The 23,182-nt window shown below is 65.6% G+C and carries 21 protein-coding genes and 1 pseudogene; 15 read left to right on the forward strand and 7 right to left on the reverse strand.

Features of this window, described 5'->3' with window-relative positions; translation table 11 throughout:
* Positions 1-289: VOC family protein (locus VFH65_RS16185; RefSeq protein ID WP_353322793.1), on the reverse strand; the 289-nt coding region annotated here is incomplete at its 3' end.
* A gap of 365 nt (positions 290-654) precedes the next feature.
* Between VFH65_RS16185 and VFH65_RS16190 the strand changes: the two genes are divergently transcribed.
* From VFH65_RS16190 to VFH65_RS16255, 14 genes and pseudogenes are all read left to right on the forward strand, one after another.
* The gene (locus VFH65_RS16190; protein WP_353322794.1) at positions 655-1,110 is read left to right on the forward strand and encodes a DUF4383 domain-containing protein; all 456 of its coding nucleotides are present in this window, start codon (positions 655-657) and stop codon (positions 1,108-1,110) included.
* 70 nt (positions 1,111-1,180) lie between these two features.
* On the forward strand, positions 1,181-1,636 hold the full coding sequence (locus VFH65_RS16195; protein ID WP_353322795.1) for a DUF4383 domain-containing protein: 456 nt from the start codon (positions 1,181-1,183) through the stop codon (positions 1,634-1,636).
* Between the two features lie 297 nt (positions 1,637-1,933).
* Entirely contained in the window at positions 1,934-3,166 is a 1,233-nt protein-coding gene (locus VFH65_RS16200; protein ID WP_353322796.1) for a nitrate/nitrite transporter, read from the forward strand.
* The gene (locus VFH65_RS16205; protein WP_353322797.1) at positions 3,163-6,855 is read left to right on the forward strand and encodes a nitrate reductase subunit alpha; all 3,693 of its coding nucleotides are present in this window, start codon (positions 3,163-3,165) and stop codon (positions 6,853-6,855) included. The genes VFH65_RS16200 and VFH65_RS16205 overlap by 4 nt, the downstream gene beginning before the upstream one ends.
* The gene (gene narH, locus VFH65_RS16210) at positions 6,852-8,501 is read left to right on the forward strand and encodes a nitrate reductase subunit beta (RefSeq protein ID WP_353322798.1); all 1,650 of its coding nucleotides are present in this window, start codon (positions 6,852-6,854) and stop codon (positions 8,499-8,501) included. Before VFH65_RS16205 ends, narH begins: the two co-directional genes overlap by 4 nt.
* Positions 8,498-9,145 carry a nitrate reductase molybdenum cofactor assembly chaperone gene (narJ, locus tag VFH65_RS16215; protein WP_353322799.1) on the forward strand — a complete coding sequence of 216 codons (648 nt, stop codon included), beginning with the start codon at positions 8,498-8,500 and terminating at the stop codon, positions 9,143-9,145. The genes narH and narJ overlap by 4 nt, the downstream gene beginning before the upstream one ends.
* A pseudogene (narI, locus tag VFH65_RS16220) lies at positions 9,141-9,875 on the forward strand (respiratory nitrate reductase subunit gamma); the annotation flags it as partial. The gene narJ and the pseudogene narI, both read left to right, overlap by 5 nt.
* An 86-nt stretch (positions 9,876-9,961) precedes the next feature.
* Positions 9,962-10,303: a ferredoxin gene (gene fdxA / locus VFH65_RS16225; protein WP_353322800.1), complete on the forward strand. Its 342-nt coding sequence runs from the start codon at positions 9,962-9,964 to the stop codon at positions 10,301-10,303.
* Between the two features lie 4 nt (positions 10,304-10,307).
* The gene (locus VFH65_RS16230; protein ID WP_353322801.1) at positions 10,308-10,733 is read left to right on the forward strand and encodes a pyridoxamine 5'-phosphate oxidase family protein; all 426 of its coding nucleotides are present in this window, start codon (positions 10,308-10,310) and stop codon (positions 10,731-10,733) included.
* Positions 10,734-10,821: 88 nt separating this feature from the next.
* Positions 10,822-12,234 (forward strand): WS/DGAT/MGAT family O-acyltransferase, encoded by a 1,413-nt coding sequence (locus tag VFH65_RS16235; RefSeq protein WP_353322802.1) that lies wholly within the window; start codon positions 10,822-10,824, stop codon positions 12,232-12,234.
* 5 nt (positions 12,235-12,239) lie between these two features.
* Positions 12,240-12,680, forward strand: coding sequence for a pyridoxamine 5'-phosphate oxidase family protein (locus tag VFH65_RS16240; protein ID WP_353322803.1), 441 nt, complete (start codon positions 12,240-12,242; stop codon positions 12,678-12,680).
* 7 nt (positions 12,681-12,687) lie between these two features.
* Positions 12,688-13,668: an Acg family FMN-binding oxidoreductase gene (locus VFH65_RS16245; protein ID WP_353322804.1), complete on the forward strand. Its 981-nt coding sequence runs from the start codon at positions 12,688-12,690 to the stop codon at positions 13,666-13,668.
* Positions 13,669-13,766: 98 nt separating this feature from the next.
* The gene (gene dosR, locus VFH65_RS16250) at positions 13,767-14,414 is read left to right on the forward strand and encodes a hypoxia response regulator transcription factor DosR/DevR (protein WP_353322805.1); all 648 of its coding nucleotides are present in this window, start codon (positions 13,767-13,769) and stop codon (positions 14,412-14,414) included.
* A 48-nt stretch (positions 14,415-14,462) separates the two neighbouring features.
* Positions 14,463-16,175, forward strand: coding sequence for a GAF domain-containing sensor histidine kinase (locus tag VFH65_RS16255; protein ID WP_353322806.1), 1,713 nt, complete (start codon positions 14,463-14,465; stop codon positions 16,173-16,175).
* 15 nt (positions 16,176-16,190) lie between these two features.
* On the opposite strand, the gene VFH65_RS16260 is transcribed toward VFH65_RS16255, so the two are convergent.
* From VFH65_RS16260 to VFH65_RS16285, 6 genes are all read right to left on the reverse strand, one after another.
* Entirely contained in the window at positions 16,191-17,207 is a 1,017-nt protein-coding gene (locus tag VFH65_RS16260) for a GGDEF domain-containing protein (protein ID WP_353322808.1), read from the reverse strand.
* Positions 17,208-17,614: 407 nt separating this feature from the next.
* Entirely contained in the window at positions 17,615-18,553 is a 939-nt protein-coding gene (locus VFH65_RS16265) for a Ppx/GppA phosphatase family protein (protein ID WP_353322809.1), read from the reverse strand.
* Positions 18,550-19,041 (reverse strand): DUF501 domain-containing protein, encoded by a 492-nt coding sequence (locus VFH65_RS16270; RefSeq protein WP_353322810.1) that lies wholly within the window; start codon positions 19,039-19,041, stop codon positions 18,550-18,552. Before VFH65_RS16270 ends, VFH65_RS16265 begins: the two co-directional genes overlap by 4 nt.
* Positions 19,034-19,699, reverse strand: coding sequence for an FtsB family cell division protein (locus VFH65_RS16275; protein WP_353322811.1), 666 nt, complete (start codon positions 19,697-19,699; stop codon positions 19,034-19,036). Before VFH65_RS16275 ends, VFH65_RS16270 begins: the two co-directional genes overlap by 8 nt.
* A gap of 3 nt (positions 19,700-19,702) precedes the next feature.
* Positions 19,703-20,992 (reverse strand): phosphopyruvate hydratase, encoded by a 1,290-nt coding sequence (gene eno / locus VFH65_RS16280; RefSeq protein WP_353322812.1) that lies wholly within the window; start codon positions 20,990-20,992, stop codon positions 19,703-19,705.
* Between the two features lie 88 nt (positions 20,993-21,080).
* Complete coding sequence (locus tag VFH65_RS16285) at positions 21,081-21,821, reverse strand: lytic transglycosylase domain-containing protein (protein WP_353322814.1); 741 nt, start codon at positions 21,819-21,821, stop codon at positions 21,081-21,083.
* Positions 21,822-22,123: 302 nt separating this feature from the next.
* On the opposite strand from VFH65_RS16285, the gene VFH65_RS16290 reads away from it, so the two are divergent.
* Positions 22,124-23,047: an EfeM/EfeO family lipoprotein gene (locus tag VFH65_RS16290; RefSeq protein WP_353322813.1), complete on the forward strand. Its 924-nt coding sequence runs from the start codon at positions 22,124-22,126 to the stop codon at positions 23,045-23,047.
* The last annotated feature ends 135 nt before the right edge of the window (positions 23,048-23,182 follow it).

The raw sequence follows: 23,182 nt of genomic DNA on the forward strand, positions 1-23,182 counted from the left end.
TGACGGTTCCACCTGCCGTGCGCACGGACGCTGCCACGGCGTCGGCGTCGTCGACCGCAACATAGGTGTTCCACGCGGCGCGCCCCTGGTCGTCGGCGGGCCCAATCGCAGCAACGTCGTCGCCATCGAGAGTGGCGATCAAATACGTTCCCGGTGCATCGGCAGGGACGGCATCCGAGAACCGCCAGCCGAACAGGCCGGCGTAGAAGCGACGAGCCGCCTCCACGTCGGGCTGGTCGGTGTCGATCCAGCACGGAACTCCGGATGGATAGCTGCGTTCGTTGGTCATCGACTCGACTTTCCTTTATTTCCAAATAGATGCGAACTATTGTGATGTCGGCATATGTTGATATGCGTTCGTGCGAGCGAGCTCTGCTCCCACCTTTCTAGGCGGTCAGACCGACAAAGGAGTTGATCTGCGATGCGAGTATCAGAAGCCAAGGCCGGTTCGGGTTGTACCTGTCATTGCAATGCCTGCGACAGCGGCCATCATTGCGGCAACCCGCCGAATTGCAACATCAGACGCTGAACCCCGCGGCGATCGAGCCGCAAACGATATCGGAGTAGCTGGCGGACCAAGTTCGCCAGCTATTTCTGGTTTGCGCACCTTTTCTCTGGGTATTTCTTGGACCCGCTACTCGAGGAGGGGTGACGATGTCATACACAACGGCGGTCCAGAAGGCCGCGCTAGCCGTCGGGGCAGCGTTCCTGCTGGTCGGAATCCTGGGTTTCGTCCCGGGCATCACCAGCGACTACGACGCGATGACGTTCGCCGGACATGAATCTGGCGCACACCTACTCGGCATCTTCGAAGTGTCGATCCTGCACAACGTCGTGCATCTCGCCTTCGGCGTCGCCGGACTGGTGTTGGCCCGTACCTTCAGCGGGGCGCGGGGTTTCCTGATCGGCGGCGGGGCCATATACCTGCTGCTGTGGCTGTACGGCCTAGTGATCGACCACGAATCCGCCGCGAATTTCGTCCCGGTCAACATGGCCGACAATTGGCTGCACTTCGCGCTCGGAGCCGCGATGGTCTTGCTCGGCGTGCTGTTGTCCCGCAGCAATGTCGCGACGCGGACGCCTGCCGACAGAACACCGCCGGCCGCTTAACGGGCCGCTGGCTCGGGTATCCACCGAACCTGCCCATCCGTCAATAACAGCGGGCGAGGGAGGCCAGGCGATGACGACGACCCCCAAGTACATGGCAGTGCAAGGAGCGGCACTACTGGTCGCCGGCGGCTTCCTGTTCGTCGGCGTGCTCGGTTTCATTCCGGGCGCGACCACCGACTATCACTCGCTCGAATGGGCGGGCCATGAGTCCGGCGCCAAGCTGTTCGGCATCTTCGCGGTGTCCATCCTGCACAACGCCGTGCACTTGGCGTTCGGCGTCGCCGGTGTGGTGATGGCGCGCAGCTACGCCGCGGCGCGCGCGTACTTTCTCGGCGGCGGGCTGGTCTATCTGGGCCTGTGGGTTCACGGGCTGCTCATCCAGCACGACAGCCCCGCCAACGTCGTCCCGGTCAACGGCGCCGACAACTGGCTGCACTTTGGGCTGGGCATCGGAATGATGCTGCTCGGCTTGACGCTTGCCGGCCAACACGACCCGACGAAGCGGCGAGCCAAGATCCGCGCCTAAGCTTCCCGCTTGGGTCGATGACCCTGAAGCCAGCGAAAAGGCAAGAGATCAAGCCGGTTTGGCTGCTGAGCTTGGTTTCGCCGTGGCCGCCGGACTCTCGCTGGCGAACTAGGCGCAACAGCGCGACATCGTGTCGGATAGGGACGTTGGTCCATTTGCTCGACGGCCAACTCCTCTATTTGGGGTCGCGGTCGCTGAGAAAAGTATCGGGGTGTGCAGCCGACTCGATGGCGTTGGGCCACAATCTTTTTGCCTGAACTGCTCACCTCCCGCCCCAGAGGTGGTTCTCTAGTAGACGTGAACTCGGCGACTACGCCGGACACCGGCGCTCGGCGAGGCTTCAACCTGGCACTGGCCACTTGGGTCTCCGCCATCAACTTCTGGGCCTGGAACATGATCGGGCCACTGTCTACCACCTACGCCGGCGATCTGTCGCTCAGCAGTACAGAGGCGTCCTTACTGGTGGCAACGCCGATCCTGGTCGGAGCCATCGGCCGGGTACCCGTCGGGGCGCTGACCGACCGGTACGGCGGCCGCGTCATGTTCATCGCAATATCGCTGGCATCGATCGTGCCGGTACTGGCGGTGGGCGCCGCAGGTGCCGCGGGGTCCTACCCACTGTTGGTGGTATTCGGATTCTTCCTCGGTATCGCGGGCACGATCTTCGCCGTCGGCATCCCGTTCGCCAACAACTGGTACGAACCGGCCCGACGCGGCTTCGCGACGGGCATTTTCGGTATGGGCATGGTGGGCACCGCGCTGTCGGCATTCTTCACTCCCCGTTTCGTGGGTTGGTTCGGGCTTTTCACCACCCACGTCATCGTCGCGGTCGCCCTCGCCGCGACCGCCGGGCTCTGCCTCCTTGCCATGCACGACTCGCCGCAGTTCGAACCGAACACCGACCCGGTGGTGCCGAAACTCAGGGCGGCAGCGAAACTGCCGGTGACATGGGAGATGTCGTTCCTGTACGCCATTGTGTTCGGCGGTTTCGTGGCGTTCAGCAACTACTTGCCCACGTATATCAAGACGATCTACGGCTTCTCCCCCGTCGACGCCGGTGCCCGCACCGCCGGGTTCGCACTTGCGGCAGTGCTGGCCCGCCCAGTCGGCGGGGCACTGTCCGACCGGATCGCGCCGAAGTACATCGTGCTTGCCTCGTTCGCGGGCACCGCGCTGATGGCATTCGTCGCGGCCTTCCAGCCGCCGCCCGACGTATGGTCCGCCGCGACGTTCATCACGCTGGCGATCTTCCTAGGCATCGGCACCGGCGGCGTCTTCGCCTGGGTGGCCCGCCGCGCCCCAGCCAAGTCGGTAGGCTCTGTCACCGGAATCGTCGCCGCCGCAGGCGGATTGGGCGGATACTTCCCACCGCTGGTGATGGGCGCGACCTATAACGCGGCCGACAACAACTACACCATCGGCCTACTCCTACTGGTGGCGACCGCGCTGATAGCCCTCGGGTACACGGCGTTGCGGCTCCACGCGCATGAACCCGAGCGGGCCAAAGCCGACAAGGAGTCCCCGCCGTGACGACTACTCCCCGCGTCGGTGGCCCGGTGGAGGAACTGTTGGGGCGCAGCGGCCGCTTCTTCACCCCTGGTGAGTTCTCCGAGGACCTGCGCACGGTTACCCGCCGCGGAGGTCGAGACGGCGACGTGTTCTACCGCGACCGGTGGAGTCACGACAAGGTCGTGCGCTCCACCCACGGGGTCAACTGCACCGGCTCGTGCTCTTGGAAGATCTACGTCAAGGACGGCATCATCACCTGGGAGACCCAGGAGACCGACTATCCGTCGGTGGGGCCTGACCGGCCCGAGTACGAGCCTCGCGGTTGCCCCCGCGGCGCGGCGTTCTCCTGGTACACCTACTCGCCCACCCGGGTGCGATACCCGTATGCCCGCGGCCTGCTCGTCGAGATGTATCGGGCGGCAAAAGCTAAGACGGGTGACCCCGTGTTGGCGTGGGCCGAGATCCAGGCCGACCCCGAGCGCCGCCGCCGGTACCAGCGGGCCCGCGGCAAGGGCGGGTTGGTGCGGGTGACGTGGGCCGAGGCGACAGAAATGATCGCCGCGGCCCACGTCCACACCATCAAGGAGTACGGCCCGGACCGCGTCGCGGGGTTCTCGCCCATACCGGCCATGTCGATGGTCAGCCACGCCGCCGGCTCCCGGTTCGTCGAGTTGGTCGGCGGGGCGATGACGTCGTTCTACGACTGGTACGCCGACCTGCCGGTGGCCTCGCCTCAGGTGTTCGGCGATCAGACCGACGTGCCGGAGTCCGGGGACTGGTGGGACGCGTCGTACTTGATGATGTGGGGCTCGAACGTCCCGGTGACCCGCACCCCGGACGCGCATTGGATGGCCGAGGTGCGCTACCGCGGCACCAAAGTCGTCACCGTCAGCCCTGATTACGCGGACAACACGAAGTTCGCCGACGAGTGGATGCCGTGCGCTGCGGGCACTGACGGCGCATTGGCGATGGCGATGGGCCACGTAATTCTCTCGGAATGCTTTGTGCGCCAGCGTGTCCCGTTCTTCGTCGACTACGTGCGCCGCTACACCGACCTGCCGTTTCTGGTCAAGCTCGAGCAGCGCGGCGGCTCCCTGGTGGCTGGCAAGAACCTGACCGCGGCAGATCTCGGCCACGATGTCGAGAACTCCGCGTTCAAACCAGTGCTACTCGACGGCGCCACCGACGACGTGGCCGTGCCGCGCGGGTCGCTGGGCTTCCGCTACGGCGACGACGGCGTCGGCAAGTGGAATCTGGATCTCGGGGACGTCGTGCCTGCGCTGACGGTGGCGCGCCACGATGCGGGCGGCGAGACCGCGCTGATCAGGCTGCCGCGGTTCGACACGGTCGACGGCCATGGCGAAATTCTTGCCCGCGGGGTGCCGGTGCGCCGCGTCGGCGAGCACCTAGTGTGCACGGTCTTTGATTTGATGCTTGCCCAGTACGGCGTGGCGCGGCCCGGGCTTCCCGGCGACTGGCCCACCGGCTACGACGATCACAGCCAGCCGTACACCCCTGCGTGGCAGGAACCGATCACCGGAGTGTCCGCCGCCCAGGCGATCCGGGTCGCCAAGGAGTTCGCCAGCAATGCCGAGGAGTCCGGCGGCCGATCGATGATCATCATGGGCGCCGGGATCTGCCAGTGGTTCCACGGCGACGCCACCTACCGCGCCGTGCTCGCGCTGCTGCTACTCACCGGGTCGATGGGGCGAAACGGCGGAGGCTGGGCGCATTACGTCGGACAGGAGAAGTGCCGACCGGTCACCGGGTGGGCGACAATGGCGATGGCCACGGACTGGTCGAGACCGCCGCGCCAGATGGCGGGCACGTCGTATTGGTACGCGCACACCGACCAGTGGCGCTACGACGGCTACCGCGCAGATGCGCTGGCCAGCCCGTTGGGCCGGGGCAGGTTCGCAGACAAGCACACGATGGATGTGCTTGCGTCCGCAGTGGCTATGGGCTGGACACCGTTCTATCCACAGTTCGACCGGTCCAGTCTCGACGTCGCCGACGAAGCACGCACCGCGGGCAAAGAGATACCCGCCTATGTTGCAGAGGAATTGGCGTCGGGGGGCCTGAAACTCGCCATCACCGATCCCGACGATCCCGCGAACTGGCCACGAGTGCTGAATGTATGGCGAGCCAACTTGCTCGGCTCGTCGAGCAAGGGCAACGAGTACTTCCTGCGCCACCTGCTCGGTACCGACTCGAACCTGCAAGCCCAACCCACGGTGGAGGCGTTGCGGCCCAACGACATCGCATGGACCGATGACATCCCGGAGGGGAAGCTAGACCTGCTGATGTCGATCGACTTCCGGATGACCTCGACGACCCTGCTCTCCGACGTGGTGCTGCCTGCGGCGACCTGGTACGAGAAGGCCGACCTGTCCAGTACCGACATGCATCCCTACGTCCACGCGTTCAGCCCCGCTATCGATCCGCCATGGGAAACCCGTTCGGACTACGAGGCTTTCGGCGCGATCGCGCGAGCGTTCAGCATTATGGCCAAGTCTCACCTTGGTACCCGGACAGATGTTGTGGTGGGCGCTCTGCAGCACGACACCCCCGGGGCGATGGCGTATCCCGGTGGCAGTGAGCATGATTGGCGCGTCACGGGCGAGGTACCCGTACCAGGGAAGACGATGGGCCCGGTGGCGGTGGTCGAACGTGATTACACCGCCATCGCCGACAAATGGGCAGCGCTTGGTCCGCTGGTCGAACGCCTCGGCCTGACCACCAAGGGCATCACCACAAAGCCGGCCAAGGAAGTCGACGAGCTCGCCGCGAAATTCGGCGTCATGGATTCCGGCGCGGCGCAAGGACGCCCGGCGATCACCACGGCCGAACGGATGGCCGACGTCATCCTGGCGCTCTCCGGCACATCCAACGGACGCCTGGCGGTCGAGGGCTTCCGGGAACTGGAGAAACGCACCGGCCGCAGTCTCGTGCACCTGGCCGAGGGCAGCGAAGAGCGCCGCATCACCTACGCCGACACCCAGGCCCGGCCCGTCCCGGTGATCACCAGTCCCGAATGGTCGGGCAGCGAGACAGGAGGACGCCGGTACGCGCCGTTCACCGTGAACATCGAGGAACTCAAGCCTTTCCATACGCTCACCGGCCGGATGCACTTCTATGTCGACCACGACTGGCTGGAAGAACTCGGCGAGCAACTGCCCACCTACCGCCCACCACTGGACATGTCACGGTTATTCGGCGAGCCGGAGGTCGGCGACCAGACGGACGGAGTCGGGTTGACCGTGCGGTACCTGACTCCGCACTCGAAATGGTCGATCCACTCCGAATATCAGGACAACCTACTGATGCTGTCACTGTCGCGAGGCGGTCCGACGATGTGGATGAGTCCGGCGGATGCAGCGAAAATCGCTGTGCAAGACAATGACTGGGTCGAAGCCGTCAACCGGAACGGCGTGGTGGTCTGCCGCGCGATTGTGTCGCACCGGATGCCCGAGGGCGTGGTATTCGTTTACCACGCACAGGAACGCACGATCGACGTGCCGCTCACCGAGACCACCGGAAAGCGTGGCGGAATCCACAATTCGCTGACCCGGCTGCTCATCAAGCCCAGCCACCTGGCGGGCGGCTACGCACAGAACGCGTTCGCCTTCAACTATCTGGGGCCCACCGGAAACCAACGAGACGAGGTGACGGTGGTGCGCCGTCGCAGTCAAGAGGTGACGTACCTATGAAGGTCATGGCACAGATGGCGATGGTGATGAACCTCGACAAGTGCATCGGCTGCCACACCTGCTCGGTGACCTGCAAGCAGGCATGGACCAACCGCGCAGGTACCGAGTACGTGTGGTTCAACAACGTCGAAACCCGTCCGGGGCAAGGCTATCCGCGCACCTACGAGGACCAGGACCGTTGGCGTGGCGGCTGGGTCCGTGATCGAAAAGGACGGCTGCGACTGCGCGACGGCGGCCGGCTGAACAAACTGCTTCGCATCTTCTCCAACCCGAAACTGCCGAGCATCGACGACTACTACGAGCCGTGGACCTACGACTACGAGAACCTCACGACGGCTCCGCTCGGCGAACAGATGCCGGTCGCGCCGCCGCGAAGCCTGATCAGCGGCAAACCGATGAAGGTGTCGTGGTCGGCGAACTGGGACGACAATCTGGCCGGCTCGCCGGAGATCCTGCCCGGTGACCCGATCCTGCGGAAGGTGAGCGAAGAGGTTCGCCTCAAGCTCGAAGAGACGTTCATGTTCTACCTGCCGCGCATTTGCGAACACTGCTTGAACCCTTCGTGCGTGGCGTCGTGTCCGTCCGGCGCGATGTACAAGCGCACCGAGGACGGCATCGTGCTGGTCGATCAGGACCGGTGCCGCGGCTGGCGCATGTGCGTGTCCGGATGTCCCTACAAGAAGGTGTATTTCAACCACAAGACCGGCAAGGCCGAAAAGTGCACGCTGTGCTACCCGCGGCTCGAGGTCGGCCTGCCCACCGTGTGCTCGGAGACCTGTGTGGGCCGGCTGCGCTACCTCGGCCTGGTGCTCTACGACGTCGACCGCGTGCTGGAGGCCGCCTCGGTTGCGAACGACGCCGACCTGTACGAGGCGCAGCGCCAGATCCTGCTCGACCCGGCGGACCCCGCGGTGATCGAGGGTGCCCGCGCCGAGGGCATCTCCGACGAATGGATCGAGGCCGCGCAGCGGTCACCGGTGTACGCGCTGATCAACACCTATCGCGTCGCGCTCCCATTGCATCCGGAATTTCGGACCATGCCCATGGTCTGGTACATCCCGCCGCTGTCGCCGGTGGTCGACGCCGTCAGCCGCGACGGTCACGACGGGGAAGAGCTCGGCAACCTCTTCGGGGCGCTGGAGGCGCTGCGCATCCCTATCCAGTACCTGGCCGAGTTGTTCACCGCCGGTGACACCGCCGTCGTCGAGAGCGTGCTGCGCCGACTGGCCGCGATGCGGTCCTACATGCGAGACATCAATCTGGGCCGCGAAACCCAGCCGCATATCCCGGAGGCAGTCGGGATGACCGAGGAGCAGATCTACCAGATGTACCGGCTGCTCGCGCTCGCGAAATACGAAGAGCGGTATGTGATCCCGACCGCATACGCCACCGAGGGCAAACAGCTCGAGGAAAGCGCCTGCTCATTGTCGTTCGACGGCGGGCCCGGCATGTACGAGTCGGGCCCATTCGGCGAGGCCAGCGGCGGCCCGGTCCCGGTGGCGGTGGAGACCTTCCACGCGCTGCGACAGCGACAGACGGACGAGGGGATGGCCGCCAACGCCGACCACCCGTCGCGGGTGAACCTGCTCAACTGGGACGGCCGGGGTGTGCCCTCGGGGATGTTCCCATCCGGGAGTCACCAATGAAGCTCAAGATCCGCGCACGGCCGGACACCTTGCGCCACAGGCTGGTGTGGCAGTGCGCGTCGCTGCTGCTGTCTTACCCGGATCAAGCCCGGCTCGACACCGCCGACGAGCTGCTCGCCCACCTCGACGGCAACACCGCAGATCTGTTGGGCCGCACCGTCACCGCGCTGAAGGCCACCGAGCCGCTGAACGCGGCCGCTGTCTACGTCGACACCTTCGACCTTCAGCGGTGCGCCACGATGTACCTGACCTACTGGACCACAGGCGACACCCGCAACAGGGGCAGCGCGATGCTCGAGTTCGCGAAGGCCTATCGGGATGCGGGTGTTGAACCGCCCCAGCGAGAAGCACCGGATTTCCTGCCTGTGGTGCTGGAATTCGCGGCGACCGTCGATCCCGATGTCGGTCTTGGGCTTCTCGCTAGGCACCGGGTGCCGATCGACGTGCTGCATGGGGCGCTGACCGCCCTGGAGTCACCGTACGCCCACGCTGTCAGGGCGGTGTGCGAGACGCTGCCGGCTGCCACCGACCGGGACATGCAACGCGCGCAGCACCTGGCGCAGGCTGGGCCACCTGCCGAAGCCGTTGGGCTGCAACCCTTTACGCTGACAGTCCCGCCACGACGCGCGGAAGGACGTCGGTGAGATGCTGAGCGAGATCTTCTGGAACACTGCGCCGTACGTGACGCTGGCGATCGTCATCGTCGGAACCTGGTGGCGCTACCGGTATGACAAGTTCGGGTGGACCACCCGATCGTCGCAGCTCTATGAGTCGCGACTGCTGCGGATCGGCAGCCCGATGTTCCACTTCGGCATCCTGGTGGTCATCGTCGGTCACGTCATCGGCCTGGTAATCCCAGAGTCGTGGACGCACGCAATCGGATTGAGCGAGAATGCCTATCACGTTCAGGCGGTGCTGCTGGGCGCCATCGCAGGGATCACGACGTTGGCGGGCGCGGCGTTGCTGATCTACCGACGCCGCACCCGCGGGCCCGTGTTCATGGCCACCACCGTCAACGACAAGATCATGTACGTGGTGCTGGTGTTGGCGATCGTCGCGGGCTTGTACGCGACCGCGCTGGGCTCCGGCGTCGTCGGTGAGGCCTACAACTACCGGGAGAGCGTGTCGGTGTGGTTCCGCTCCATCTGGGTTCTGCAGCCGCGCGGTGACCTGATGGCGGAGGCGCCGCTGTACTACCAGCTGCACGTGCTGATCGCGCTCGTGTTGTTCGCGCTGTGGCCGTTCAGCCGACTGGTCCACGCGTTCAGCGCACCGATCGGCTATCTGTTCCGGCCCTACATCGTCTACCGCAGCCGGGACGTCGCCGCCAAGGACGAATTGGTCGGGTCGCACCCGCGGCGCCGCGGGTGGTGACGTCTACGCGCGAAGGCCTTTAGTCCTCAACGGGACTGGCCCTTCGGCCCGAGACTACGACCGCACGCACTCCTTACCCTCTGGCCATGACCTATGTGATCGGCAGTACCTGTGTGGACGTGAAGCACAAGTCGTGTGTCCCGGAGTGTCCCGTGGATTGCATCTACGAAGGTGCCAGAGCGCTGTATATCAACCCCGATGAGTGCGTCGATTGCGGCGCTTGCAAACTCGCTTGCGAAGCTGGCGCGATCTACTACGAAACCGATCTGCCGGAGGACGAGCAGCAGTATCTCGCCGACAACGCCGCGTTTTTCACTGAAACTCTGCCGGGTCGAGATCGTCCCCTTGGTTCGCCCGGTGGCGCTGACAAAATGAGCCCGCTCGGTGTAGACACACCATTGGTCGCGGCCATGCCGACGCGGGGATGAGTGGATGTCCGTTCCCGGTGCGCCGATGACGGTCCTGTCTGAAGACGAATGCTGGCATCTGTTGGCCGGCATGGCGTTGGGCCGGCTGGTCACCTGCGTGGAGGGCCGCCCGGAGATATTTCCCGTCAACTTCGTCGTGCAACGCAGGACCGTTCTTTTCCGGACCGCGGAGCGCGCCACGAAGCTGTTCACCGTCGTGATGAACAACCAGGTGGCGTTCGAAGCCGACGACCATAACGTCGCCGAAGGCTGGAGCGTCATCGTCAAGGGCGGGGCGAAGGTGCTGAATGCCCGCGCCGAGATCCAAGAGGCCGAACGAGCACAACTGCTGCCGTGGACGGCGGGGGTGAAGAGCCGCTACGTCCGGGTCCTCCCATCGGAAATCACCGGCCGCCGCTTCCGGTTCGGCTCCGAACTCGACCGCGACTGAGCGTCCTTGCGATGGCAAGGTCGCTGGCCCTTCCAACTAGGGACCTTTGCCCCTGCCGTGGCGCTTGTAGGTGGCAGACAGTGGATTCATGGAGCAGTTGACAACGCTGGACGCGGGGTTCCTCCAAGCCGAGGACTCTGACCGCCACGTAAGCCTCGCGATCGGTGCCATCGCGGTCCTTGCCGGGCCGATGCCCGACTTCGACGGCATCGCCGCAGGCCTCGCCGAACGCATACTCGCGGTGCCACGGTTGCGCCAGGTCCTGCGGACCCAGCCGCTCGACCTCGGTGCCCCACGATGGGTCGACGACACCAACATCGACATCGCCCATCACGTACGTCGCGCCGCCCTGACCCGTCCTGGCGACGACGCGGCCCTGTTCCGGTGGGCCGCCGAGGTCATGGAGCGTCGCCTCGATCGAGATCGCCCACTTTGGGAGTGCTGGATTGTCGAGGGGCTCCAGCACAACAGGTGGGCGATCTTGATCAAGGTTCATCACTGCATCGCCGACGGGATCGCGGCGACGCACATGCTCGCCCGGCTCTGCGACGACGCGGCAGACCGGCAATTCGCGACCGGAACCCGTGCGGCCCACGAGCCGGCGCGAGGAGATCTGCGGCTGCCCGCACTCACGCTCAATCCGGTCGACTGGATGGCTGCGGCGTGGCGGACGTCGCTGGGCGTGACTACCGCCGCGAGCCAGGTCCTACAGGGAGCGGTCGAGATCGCAGGCGGTCTGCTGCGTCCCGCGGCAGCCTCGTCGCTGACCGGGCCGGTGACCAACATGCGGCGCTACGCAACGGTGGAGGTGTCCATCGAAGATGTGGCCAAGGTCTGCGAGCGGTTCGAGGTGACCGTCAACGACGTTGCGCTGGCAGCGATCACCGACAGCTTCCGCACGATGCTGCTACGCCGCGGTGAGCAGCCGCAGCGCAATTCGCTACGCACCCTCGTTCCGGTGTCGGTGCGGCATAACGACGCCGCCGACAAGACAGACAACCGTGTCTCGGTCATGCTCCCTTACCTTCCCGTCGAGAAGGCCGACCCCATTTCGCAGTTGCGAAGCGTGCACGCCCGACTCACAAAGGCGAAAGCAAGTGGGCAGCGTCAAGCCGGCAACATTTTCGTCGCCGCCGCGAATGCGATCCCATTTGCGCTCACCGCTTGGACGGTTCGCGCGCTGACCAAACTGCCTCAGCGCGGTGTCGTCACCTTGGCGACGAATGTGCCTGGGCCTCGCAAGCGTTTGCGGGTGATGGGACGAGAAGTTATCCGGTTGCTCCCGATTCCGCCGCTGGCGATGCAACTGCGGACTGGCATCGCGATCATGAGCTACGCCGACCATCTGGTGTTCGGCATCATCGGCGACTACGACGCGGCACCCGATGTCGACGAACTCGCGAGCGGGATAGAACGCGCAGTCACACGCTTAACGGCCCTCAGCGCGGGCCACTGGCGCTCCACCCCCGTGGGGACTCTCGCTCTGGTGCAAGGAGGTTGATCGCAATGGCAAAAGGGCAACAACTCGAGGTCCTGAACCGCAGGCAGTGTCTGGATCGGTTGCAGACCGTGCGGGTGGGCCGTCTCGTCTTCACCGAGGACGCTCTGCCCGCGGTGCAGCCGGTGAACTTCCGGCTTTGGCGCGACGACGTTGTGATCCGGGTTGCGGGCGGTGCAAAGCTGGCTGCCGCCACCCAGAACTTGGTCGTCGCATTCGAAGCCGACGAGCTGGATCCGGACCTGCGAACAGGGTGGAGCGTCACCGTGGTCGGGCACGCGGAGCCGATCACCGATGTGGACGAATTGGTGGAACTCGCTGGAACCTTTCTGCAGCCGTGGGTCGACGGCCGGCGAGATCACTTCGTGCGGATCCGGACCGAAAGGATGACCGGGCGCAACTTCTGCGAACCCGGACTCCCGCAGTACAAGACTGCAGCAGAGGGTTGAGCGAGCGATGGTTAGGACCAAGCCGACGGTCGACTTCGAGGTGATCGCGAAAGCTGTGGGGCTGGCCTGCCGCGCTCCCTCATTACACAACAGTCAGCCATGGCATTGGGTCGCGAGCAGAACCGCGGTCGATCTGTACGCCGACCCCCACCGAGTGGTGCGCTCAGCGGACAGCTGGGGGCGCGAAGCTCTCATCGGTTGCGGGCTCGCCCTCGATCATTTCCGTGTCGCGATGGCGGCGGCCGGCTGGAACACCACCGTCGAACAGTTCCCCGAGCCGGACAAGCCCGACCACCTCGCGACGATCACACTCACGCCGCTCGACTTCGTCACGCCGGAGTGGCGTGACCGCGCCGATGCGATATTGCGGCGTCGCACGGACCGGCTCCCGTTCCGAGCGCCCGCCGAGTCGTTGGAACGTGTACTTCGCAACTCGATCAGCGGCCTCGCCACACTCGACGTCTTGGCCGACGACATGCATCCGCAATTGGCCGAGGTTGCTCGGCTCACCGAGTCGATCCGCTCCGACGATGATCTGTACCACCACGAACTACAGTGGTGGACAACACCTTTCAGGCTATCCGAAGGTGTTCCGCCGAGCGCATTGATCTCAGATTCGGAGCGGCACAGGGTCGCGGTCAACCGGAACTTCAGACTCAGCGGCAACCTCGACCGCCGGGGCGCGACGCCGCGGGATCAAGCGAAGATCGTTGTGTTGTCCACGCCCGCCGACACCCGCGAGGACGCCTTCAACTGCGGTCAGGTGCTGTCGAAGCTTCTGCTGGACTGCACGATGGCAGGCATGGCGACCGCCACGATGACACACGTCACCGAGATGGAGGCCAGTCGTGACGTCGTTCGTCGGCTCACCGCACGAAACGCAGTGCCACAGGTGCTGATTCGAGTCGGAATCGCACCGTCGATAGAGGACATTCCAGCGCCGACGCCGAGGCGGTCGATGCGGGATGTCCTCGAGATTCGCCGCTAGTGCCAGAACACGTGGAGAACGGCGCGATGATGAGCATGTTGGACACTGATATGTCGGTTGCGGACTCGTGCTCGTCGACTCTGTTGGGAGGGCTTGCCATGGTCAGGGTTTTCTTGGTCGACGACCACGAGGTGGTCCGCCGGGGACTTGTCGACCTCCTCGGATCGGACCCCGAGCTCGACGTTGTCGGAGAAGCCGGCTCGGTCGGCGAGGCGATGGTCAAGATTCCCGCGCTACGCCCCGACGTCGCTGTGCTCGATGTTCGTCTTCCCGACGGCAACGGGATCGAATTGTGTCGCGACCTGCTGTCCGACCTGCCGGAGCTGCGCTGCCTGATGTTGACGTCTTATACCTCTGATGAGGCGATGCTCGACGCGATCCTTGCCGGCGCCAGCGGATACGTCGTCAAAGACATCAAGGGCATGGAACTCGCGCAGGCGATCAAGGATGTCGGCGCAGGTAAATCGCTGTTGGACAATCGGGCTGCGGCGGCGCTGATGACAAAGCTTCGCGGCGCGGCAGAGCGCAAGGATCCCCTTTCAGGACTGACCGATCAGGAGCGGATACTGCTCGGACTGCTCGGCGAGGGACTGACCAACAAGCAGATCGCGGCACGAATGTTCCTCGCGGAGAAAACGGTGAAGAACTACGTATCCCGGCTGCTGGCCAAGCTCGGCATGGAGCGCCGGACCCAAGCCGCGGTATTCGCTTCCAAGCTGGATCAACAACAGCGCCCGGTTGATTAGTCGTGCGGAAGTCTCACCCGTGCGCTTGCCGGGTGCCACGATGAAGCCGTGACCGGCGGAGCTCAACCGGATCGGCGCGGCGGCCGTCCCCTGCGTGACACGTTGTCGCAGTTGCGTCTCCGCGAACTCCTGGCGGAGGTCCAAGACAGGGTGGGTCAGATCGTGGAAGGGCGCGATCGGCTGGACGGGCTCGTCGATGCCATGCTCGTCGTCACGTCCGGTCTCGAACTCGACGCGACGTTACGGACGATCGTGCACACGGCTATCGAGCTAGTCGACGCGCGTTACGGGGCGTTGGGAGTCCGCGGCGACGATCACGAGTTGGTCGAGTTCATTTACGAGGGCATCGACGAACCCACGCGTGAGCTGATCGGCCACCTGCCCGAGGGTCGCGGCGTTCTCGGCGTACTCATCGACGAGCCCAAACCCATTCGGCTAGACGATATTCGGCAACATCCTGCCTCCGTGGGGTTTCCTTCGAACCATCCGCCGATGCGAACATTCCTCGGCGTGCCGGTGCGCATTCGCGATGAGGTGTTCGGCAACCTGTACCTGACCGAGAAGGTCGACGGGCGGCCCTTCAGCGAAGACGACGAGATATTGGTCGAAGCACTCGCCGCCGCGGCCGGTATCGCTATCGACAACGCGCGACTGTATGAGCAGTCTCAGGCTCGGCAATCGTGGATCGAGGCGACCCGGGATATTGCCAACGAGATGTTGTCCGGTGCCGACCCGGCGACGGTGTTCCGGCTAATCGCGGACGAAACGCTGAAACTGACCGGTGCAGAGGCCACGGTCGTGGCGGTCCCATCCGATATTGACATCCCGTCCTCGGACATCGTCGAACTGACGGTGGTGGCAACCGGCGGCGCGTTGTCCGATCGTGGCGGTGAAAACACCATCGCGATCCACGGAACGCCAATCGGCCAGGCCTTCCTGGACGCAACCCCACGCAGATTCGACATGGCCGACGTTGGCGCCGGCGCCGGCGTTGGTCCCGCGCTTGTGCTGCCCCTTCGCGCCACCGGCACGGTGGCGGGCGTCGTGGTTGCACTACGACGCGAAAGCACCTATCCGTTTACCTCTGAGCAGCTCGGCATGATGGCCGCCTTCGCCGACCAGGCCACGCTTGCCTGGCAGCTCGCCACATCGCAGCGCCGGATGCGCGAACTCGACATCCTGACCGACCGCGACCGCATCGCACGCGACTTGCACGACCATGTCATCCAGCGACTCTTTGCCGTAGGACTGGCGCTCCAGGGAACAATCCCGCGCGCACGATCGACGGAAGTGCAACAACGGCTTTCCGACTGCGTGGACGACCTGCAGGAAGTCATCCAGGAGATCCGGACCGCGATCTTCGACTTGCACAGTGCGCCTTCCGGCGCGACGCGACTGCGCCAACGACTGGACGAGGCCATCGCTCAGTTCGCCAGTCCGGGGCTCCGCACCACGGTGCAATTCGCCGGTCCACTGTCCGTTGTCGATGCCGACCTGGCCGACCACGCGGAAGCTGTTGTGCGAGAAGCCGTTAGCAACGCCGTTCGGCATGCCGACGCCACCACGTTGACCATCAATGTCAAGGTCGAGGACGACCTCACCATCGAGGTCACCGACAACGGCCACGGCATTCCGGAGGTCATCACCGGTAGTGGCCTGGCGAACCTGCGCCACCGCGCGCGAGAAGTCGGTGGAGACTTTACGGTTGAGCGCGTTCCCACGGGCGGGACATTGCTGCGGTGGTGGGCGCCACTGCCGTAGACGTCTGCGGAGGCGTCAGGCGTGGTGCCCCTCGGCCCCGTCGGTGTAGTCGAGCACCGCTAATGGGGGATTCACCGAGTAGCTGGCTTGGTTGCCGCCGTTTCGGCGTGCTGTGTACATCGCCGACGTCGCGACGGCGATCACCTCATCCAGCACATCGGATGGTGCGTGGCGGGTCAACGGCAGCAGCGGAGTGCAGACCGCTCCGACGCTGGCCGTCAAGTGCGACGGGGTCGCCGCGATCGCGGCGCGGGCACGCTCAACAAGCGGCGACGGATCGGCGGCAGTAAAGGAATCGGCGATGAGGAACTCCGAGTCACCGACATGAGCAAGGACGGCGTTGTGCCGGATGGTTTCTCCCAGCGCACGGCCAACGTCCACCCGCGCCCTGTCGCCGACCGACGAACCACCCATCGAGACCAGAGCCGAGAAGCTGTCGATGTTGATCACCACGACGACGAAGTATCGGTCGTCGTCGCGACTGCGAGACGCCAGCAGCGTTGCCGCCTTCTCGTAAAAGGCGTCGCGGTTGTACAGGCCGGTGAGTGGCTCCATCTCATCGGGCAGGGTGTCGCTACGGACGAAACGGATCACCACCCGTCCGACGAAGCCGAGGAAGACGTTGAGTAGCACGACCAAGATGACACTGCACAGCGCCAGAACCGCGTCTCGCTGCGCCAACCGGACGCCCAGAATTCCGACGACGACTGCGGCGGCCGCCCACGTGAAAATCAACAAGCGTGCGGTGTGGAACAAGACGACGTAGGCACCGAGAACCGCGAACGTGGTGGCACCGAACAGTCCGAACAGCGGGTTGGTGGTGATGAAACATGCGACGGCAACACACACCGTGCCGGCGACCACGAACAAGACCGATTCGGTCCTGGTGGGCCAGCGCTGACCCAGCCACCGCAACGCCATCACCAGACAGGTCAACGTGATGAAGCCGGCGAGCAGACGGTCTCGCGCACCCTGGGGGCCAATAGAACTGCCGATCAGCAGCACCGGGAGCGCGCCCAGACTGAAGATCATCAAGGCGACCAGCCGGCAGGTCGTCCGCTGGGCTCCGCGCGCCGCGAGATAGGCTGTAAGCCAATAATATTGGTCGACCTGCCGGAACCACCGCAACGCCGCCATCATGGGGCGGTCGGCCAGCCCGGCACAGGCGTACTCGCCCGTGCCTGGGCCACTTGCTTGTACTCGACCACGGCCAAAGGCTAGCAAGCTGCCAGACACCTTTGGTACTACTTCGCCACCTTGCCTGTGGTGATCGTGGCCGCACGAGTGCCACAGCGGCGGACCGCGGAGTTTGATGCGATTTTGGCGAACACGTGGTGATAAACGGCCGAGCGGGCTGACGTCGTGAATCGCGCCGAAACTGCGGAGAGATCGCGAATTTCGGCAAACGCGCGATCTGTCCGCAGGGTCGCGCAAGAAAATTAGGCGATCGACAGCGCGATGCCGTCGAGTATGTCGTGCTCGCTGACCACCAGCTCATCGATTCCGGCGCGCTCACCCAACGCGTGCGCCAACTCCTCGACGATGATGGCGCCCCCGCCGATGACGTCGACGCGGCCCTCGTGCATCGGGCCCAGCGCAGCCCGCTGCGCGCGCGTCATCGCGATCAACCCGTCGCACACCTCCAGCAGGTCGCCGAACCCCACCCGTGACAAATGGATTGCCTCCGAGTCGTACGTCGTCATCTTTTGCGCGAGCGCCGCGAGCGTGGTCATCGTGCCTGCCACGCCCACCCATGTGCGCGCCCCCTCGACGGGCATCGCGCGCAACGCCTCCCCGAGCGCTTCGCGGATCACGTCGCGCGCGGCGGCGATCTCGACCGCAGTCGGCGGATCGGAGTGCAGGCACCGCTCGGTGAGCCGAACACACCCGATGTCGGCCGAGAAGCTCGCCTCCACATCCCGCGTGCCAAGAACCACCTCGGTGGACCCGCCGCCGAGGTCGACGACCACGAAAGGTGCTGAAGCCGGGTCTAATTCGTCGACAGCACCGTGGAAGGACAGCGCAGCCTCCTCGGTACCGGTGATCACCTCGGCGACGACCCCTGGGACGACGTGGCCAAGCACCTCAGCGGTCATCGCGAAGAACACGTCGCGGTTCGCCGCGTCCCGAGCGGCGGACGTCGCCACCATGCGCACGTTCTGCACGTCGTGAATGCGCATCAACTCGGCGTAGTCGGTAAGCGCAGTCCGGGTTCGCGCCAGAGCGTCGGGCGCGAATTGCCCTGTGGCGTCGACACCTTGGCCGAGTCGGACGATCCGCATCTCGCGGTGCACGTCGCGCAGCCGGCCGTCGACCATGTCGGCAATCAGCAGCCGGATCGAATTGGTGCCGCAGTCGACGGCCGCCACCCTGCTCACGTCCACCTCTTTCTGTCGAGGATCCCCACCATCGCCGGTTCGGCGGCCAGCACCGCCAGCGCCTCGTCGCCGAACGGATTCACCCCTGGGCCCCTGGCCAGCGAGTGCGCAATCACCACGTGCAGGCACTTGACCCGATCAGGCATGCCGCCGCCGGAAAACGTTGTGCCCAGCGGCTCGATCGCATCGCGCTCGGCCAGGTACGACTCGTGCGCGCGGCGGTATGCGGCGGCCAGCTCCGGATCGTTCGCCAGCCGCTCGGTCATCTCCCGCATCATTCCCGACGACTCCAGCCGGCTGGCCGCCGCGGTCAGCGCCGGATGCGTCAAGTAGTACAGCGTCGGAAACGGTGTGCCGTCAGGCAGTTTCGGTGCGGTCTTGACGACGCCGGGCTCACCGTTCGGGCATCGGTATGCGATCTCGAGGACGCCGCGTGCCTCGCGGCCCAGCTGCCGCGCGACGGCGTCGAGATCCGCCGCGTCAACCACCGGGAGGGGGGACAGCGGGCGGAGGCGGTGCACCGGGTGCGGGGGCGGGCGAAACCCCATGTGGCGCATCGGCAATGGTGTGCCACAGCGACGTGTACCACGGCTCATTCGGGTTGGCTGCGGGAGTGTCGGCTCCCGGCGTCCCAGGCACTGCAATGTTCTCCGGCAGTTGCACCTGATACGGAACCTCTCCGGGCATCACGAATCCGAGCCGCTCACGTGCCTGCGCCGCGATGAACACCGGATCGGCGAGCTTGACCTTCTGCTGCTCGAGTTCGGCAATCTGGGCGCGCAATTGCGCCTCGCTTGCCTTCAGTTGCTGCATCTCCGTGCGCTGGGCGAAATACGTACGCACCGGGCCCGCGATGGTCAACGTGAGCACGCACACCACGGCGGCAAGGATCGCGGCCCGGCGCGCGGCCGAGCCGAAGCGCTGCTCGGACTGCTGCTCTGCCGACGCCGCAATGGATTGGCGAACGGAGACGGTGGCTTCCGGTTTCTGCGGCTCGGGTTCGGGCGCGGACCGCGACTCCGTTATCCGCGGTTCACGGCGCGCCGGGCTCGCCCCGCGCGGACGGCCCTTACCCGCGACGCCGGCCTTGCCCGGCCGGGAAGCCGGGGACCGTCGCTTCGGATCGGGCCGTTTCGCTTCGGGCACGGGCTATTTGGCCTCCACCGCGAAGCGCGGGAAGGCAAGGTCGCCGGCGTAGCGAGCGGCGTCGCCGAGGGTTTCCTCGATGCGCAGCAACTGGTTGTACTTGGCGACGCGCTCACTGCGCGCCGGCGCACCGGTCTTGATCTGGCCACTGCCGACCGCGACGGCGAGGTCGGCGATCGTGGTGTCCTCGGTTTCGCCGCTGCGGTGGCTCATCATGGTGCGGTATCCGCTGTTGTGCGCGAGGGCGACAGCGTCAAGAGTCTCGGTCAGAGTGCCAATCTGGTTGACCTTCACCAGAAGTGCGTTCGCCGCGCCCTTGTCGATGCCCTCCTCGAGACGCTCGGGGTTGGTGACGAACAGGTCGTCGCCGACGATCTGGACGCGGTCACCGATCGCCGCCGTCAGCGCCACCCAGCCGTCCCAGTCATCCTCGGACAGCGGGTCCTCGATCGACACCAGCGGATAGGAGTCGATGAGCCCTGCGTAGAACTCGATCATCTGCATATCGGTGCGGGTTTCCTTCTCGAAGCTGTAACCCGTTCCGTCCGTGTAGAACTCCGTTGCGGCGACGTCGAGCGCAAGCGCGATGTCGGAGCCCGGCTTGAATCCGGTGCTCTCGATGGCCGACAGAATCAGATCCAGCGCCGCCTTGGTGCCTGCCACGTCGGGGGCGAAGCCGCCCTCGTCGCCGAGACCGGTGGCCAGGCCCTGCTTCTTGAGCACCGACTTCAGCGCGTGGTACACCTCGGCGCCCCACCGCAGCGACTCCTTGAAGTTCGGCGCGCCTATCGGCGCGACCATGAACTCCTGCACGTCGACACCGGTGTCGGCGTGCGCGCCACCGTTGAGGATGTTCATCATCGGCACCGGCAGAATGTGCGCGTTCGGTCCGCCGATGTAGCGGAACAGCGGCAGCCCCGCCGACTCGGCCGCAGCCTTCGATACCGCCAGCGAGACTCCGAGGATGGAATTGGCGCCAAGCCGCGACTTGTCCGGCGTGCCGTCGAGGTCCAGCAGCGCCTGGTCGACCAGCCGCTGGTCGTCGGCGCTCAATCCGATGACCGCGGGGGCAATCTCGTCGAGTACCGCCTGCACGGCCTTGTCGACACCCTTGCCGCCGTAGCGTGAGCCGCCGTCGCGAAGCTCGACCGCCTCGTGTTCACCGGTCGACGCACCCGACGGCACAGCGGCCCGCGCGAACGTGCCGTCCAGCAGGGCCACCTCGACCTCGACCGTCGGGTTGCCACGGGAGTCGAGGATCTCGCGGGCTCCGACCTGCTCGATGATGGGCACTGGCTTCTCCTTGGACTTGGGTTTAGCGGGCGTCAGCGGACTTGGGACTCGAGCATGAGCCTAGAGCGTGGTCGGGCGACCGTCGTGTTTAGAGGGGGTGTCCGCCGGCGTACGCCGTCGCCCAGTCGCGGACCGTGCGGGCGTACTGGTCGGAGTGGTTGTAGGCGCGCAGCGCGTTCATCCAGCCCCTCGGTGTGGCCAGGTCCTTGCCGCGCCAGCAGAGGTAGCCGGCGGCCGACAGCGCGGCGTCGTCGAAATTATCCGGGTTGACCTTGTTGTCGTTGTTCGCGTCGACGCCGTAGAGCCGCCACGTCTCGGGGATGAACTGCATGGGCCCCATCGCTCGGGCGTACAGCGGATCGCCGTCGAGGTGGCCACCGTCGTTGTCGATGATCTCCAGGTTGCCGTTGGTGCCATCGAGCCTGACGCCCCGGATGGGCGGCGTGATGTCGCCGTTCGGGGCGATCTTGGCGCCGCGGTAAGTGCCGTGGTGACTTTCCACCTGCCCGATCCCGGCCAGCGTCGTCCACTCCAGATGACAGTCCGGGTTCTCCACCTCGGCGACGCGCGCTGCGTACGCGTAGGCCTCAAGCGCCTCGACCGGCATGCCGAGCGCGGGCGCGCGCTCGGCGGCCCACTCGCGCAGCTGGTCGGCGGGCCTGCCCTTGGCGTGGGTGTCGATCTTGGGCACTGGATCGCCCGCAGGCGGCGGCACGCCCTCGGGGATTCGGGTGCCGAGCTGCCATGAGCAACTGGATGCCATCAGCAATAACGTCGCGCCGACGACGGCGGCGATCTTCCACCAGCGTCCCCGCAGCGGACCTGCCATCGCGAAGGTTCGGCCCGGTGCACTCGGTGCGCTCTCCGGGGCCGACGCCTGCGTCGACACGCTCCCCTCGTCCGACAAAGCACTCCCTCAGCCCGCTCTGGTCGACACCCCATGTTCCCACGCGGCCGGAAGTGCTCGGCCCTCCTTCGGGCCGTCGCCGAGGTGCTGTGGGGCGCTCGCCCTGGAAATCAGGTTAGCTGCGCAAAGTATGAGCGGGCTGAGCAACACAGGCTAACCTCCGTTAGGCCTGCCTAGCCTTGGCAGAACCATGTAGTGTTCACGCGTCTATATGAGGAGGTCCGATGGGACGGCATCTTGCCTGGCAGGTACCGGTAGTGGCACTGGCTCTGGTTATGACCGGGTGTTCGAGCAATGATGCCGAAAGCGGCACCGACACCACCACGAGCGCGACGACGACGTCCGCGTCCGCGGCCGCGGCGCCCAACCCGCTTGCCGACAAGGCGGCGACCGAGTACAAGGCGTACGCCGTTGCCCAAGTCGACGAGCTCGTCGGGCTCGTCAAGGTATTCACCGACGCCGTGCGTGCCGGTGACCTGAAGGCCGCGCAGGACGCGTATGCCCCTTCGCGACTGCCATGGGAGCGCATCGAGCCGCTGGCCGGGCTTGTCGAGGAGATCGACGGAAAGGTCGACGCGCGTGTCGACGACTTCGCAGGCGTCGATGATGCGGAGTTCACCGGCTGGCACCGTCTCGAGTACCTGCTGTTCGAGAAGAACACCACCGAGGGCGGCGCACCGTTCGCCGACCAACTCGACAAGGACGTCGCCACGTTGAAGGAGCAGTTCGCGACCGTCGAGGTGAAACCGGTCGACGTGGCGACCGGCGCCGCCGAGCTCATCGAAGAGGTCTCCGAAGGCAAGATCACCGGCGAAGAGGACCGCTACTCCAAGACCGACCTCTGGGACTTCGACGCCAACCTGCAGGGCTCACAGGTCGCGGTCGACAAGCTCGAACCTGCACTGGTAGAAGCAGATCCCGCTCTTCTCGGCAAGATCGATGCCGGGTTCACGGAGATCTTCGACACCATGCGGCCGCTGCGTAGGGGCGACGGCTGGGTGCTCTACTGCACAGAGAACGACCCGTACCCGTCGCCGCGGTGCACCGGGGTGACCGTGGATCCCCCGACCATCGACAAGCTCAAGGCGCAGCTGGCGGGTCTGTCGGAGAACGTTTCCCAGATCGCAGGCGTACTGAAACTGTCGTGACCGAGCGGCCTCGGCGCACGGGAATCTCGCGCCGCACCTTCGTCACCGGAGCGCTTGGCACCGGTGCCGCGGTCGGTGCAGGCGCGTCGTTGGCGGCGTGTTCGTCGACGGAGCCTGCGCCGGCGCCGGCCGCCG

It is taken from the genome of Mycobacterium sp. (genome assembly GCF_035697385.1).
Taxonomy (GTDB): domain Bacteria; phylum Actinomycetota; class Actinomycetes; order Mycobacteriales; family Mycobacteriaceae; genus Mycobacterium.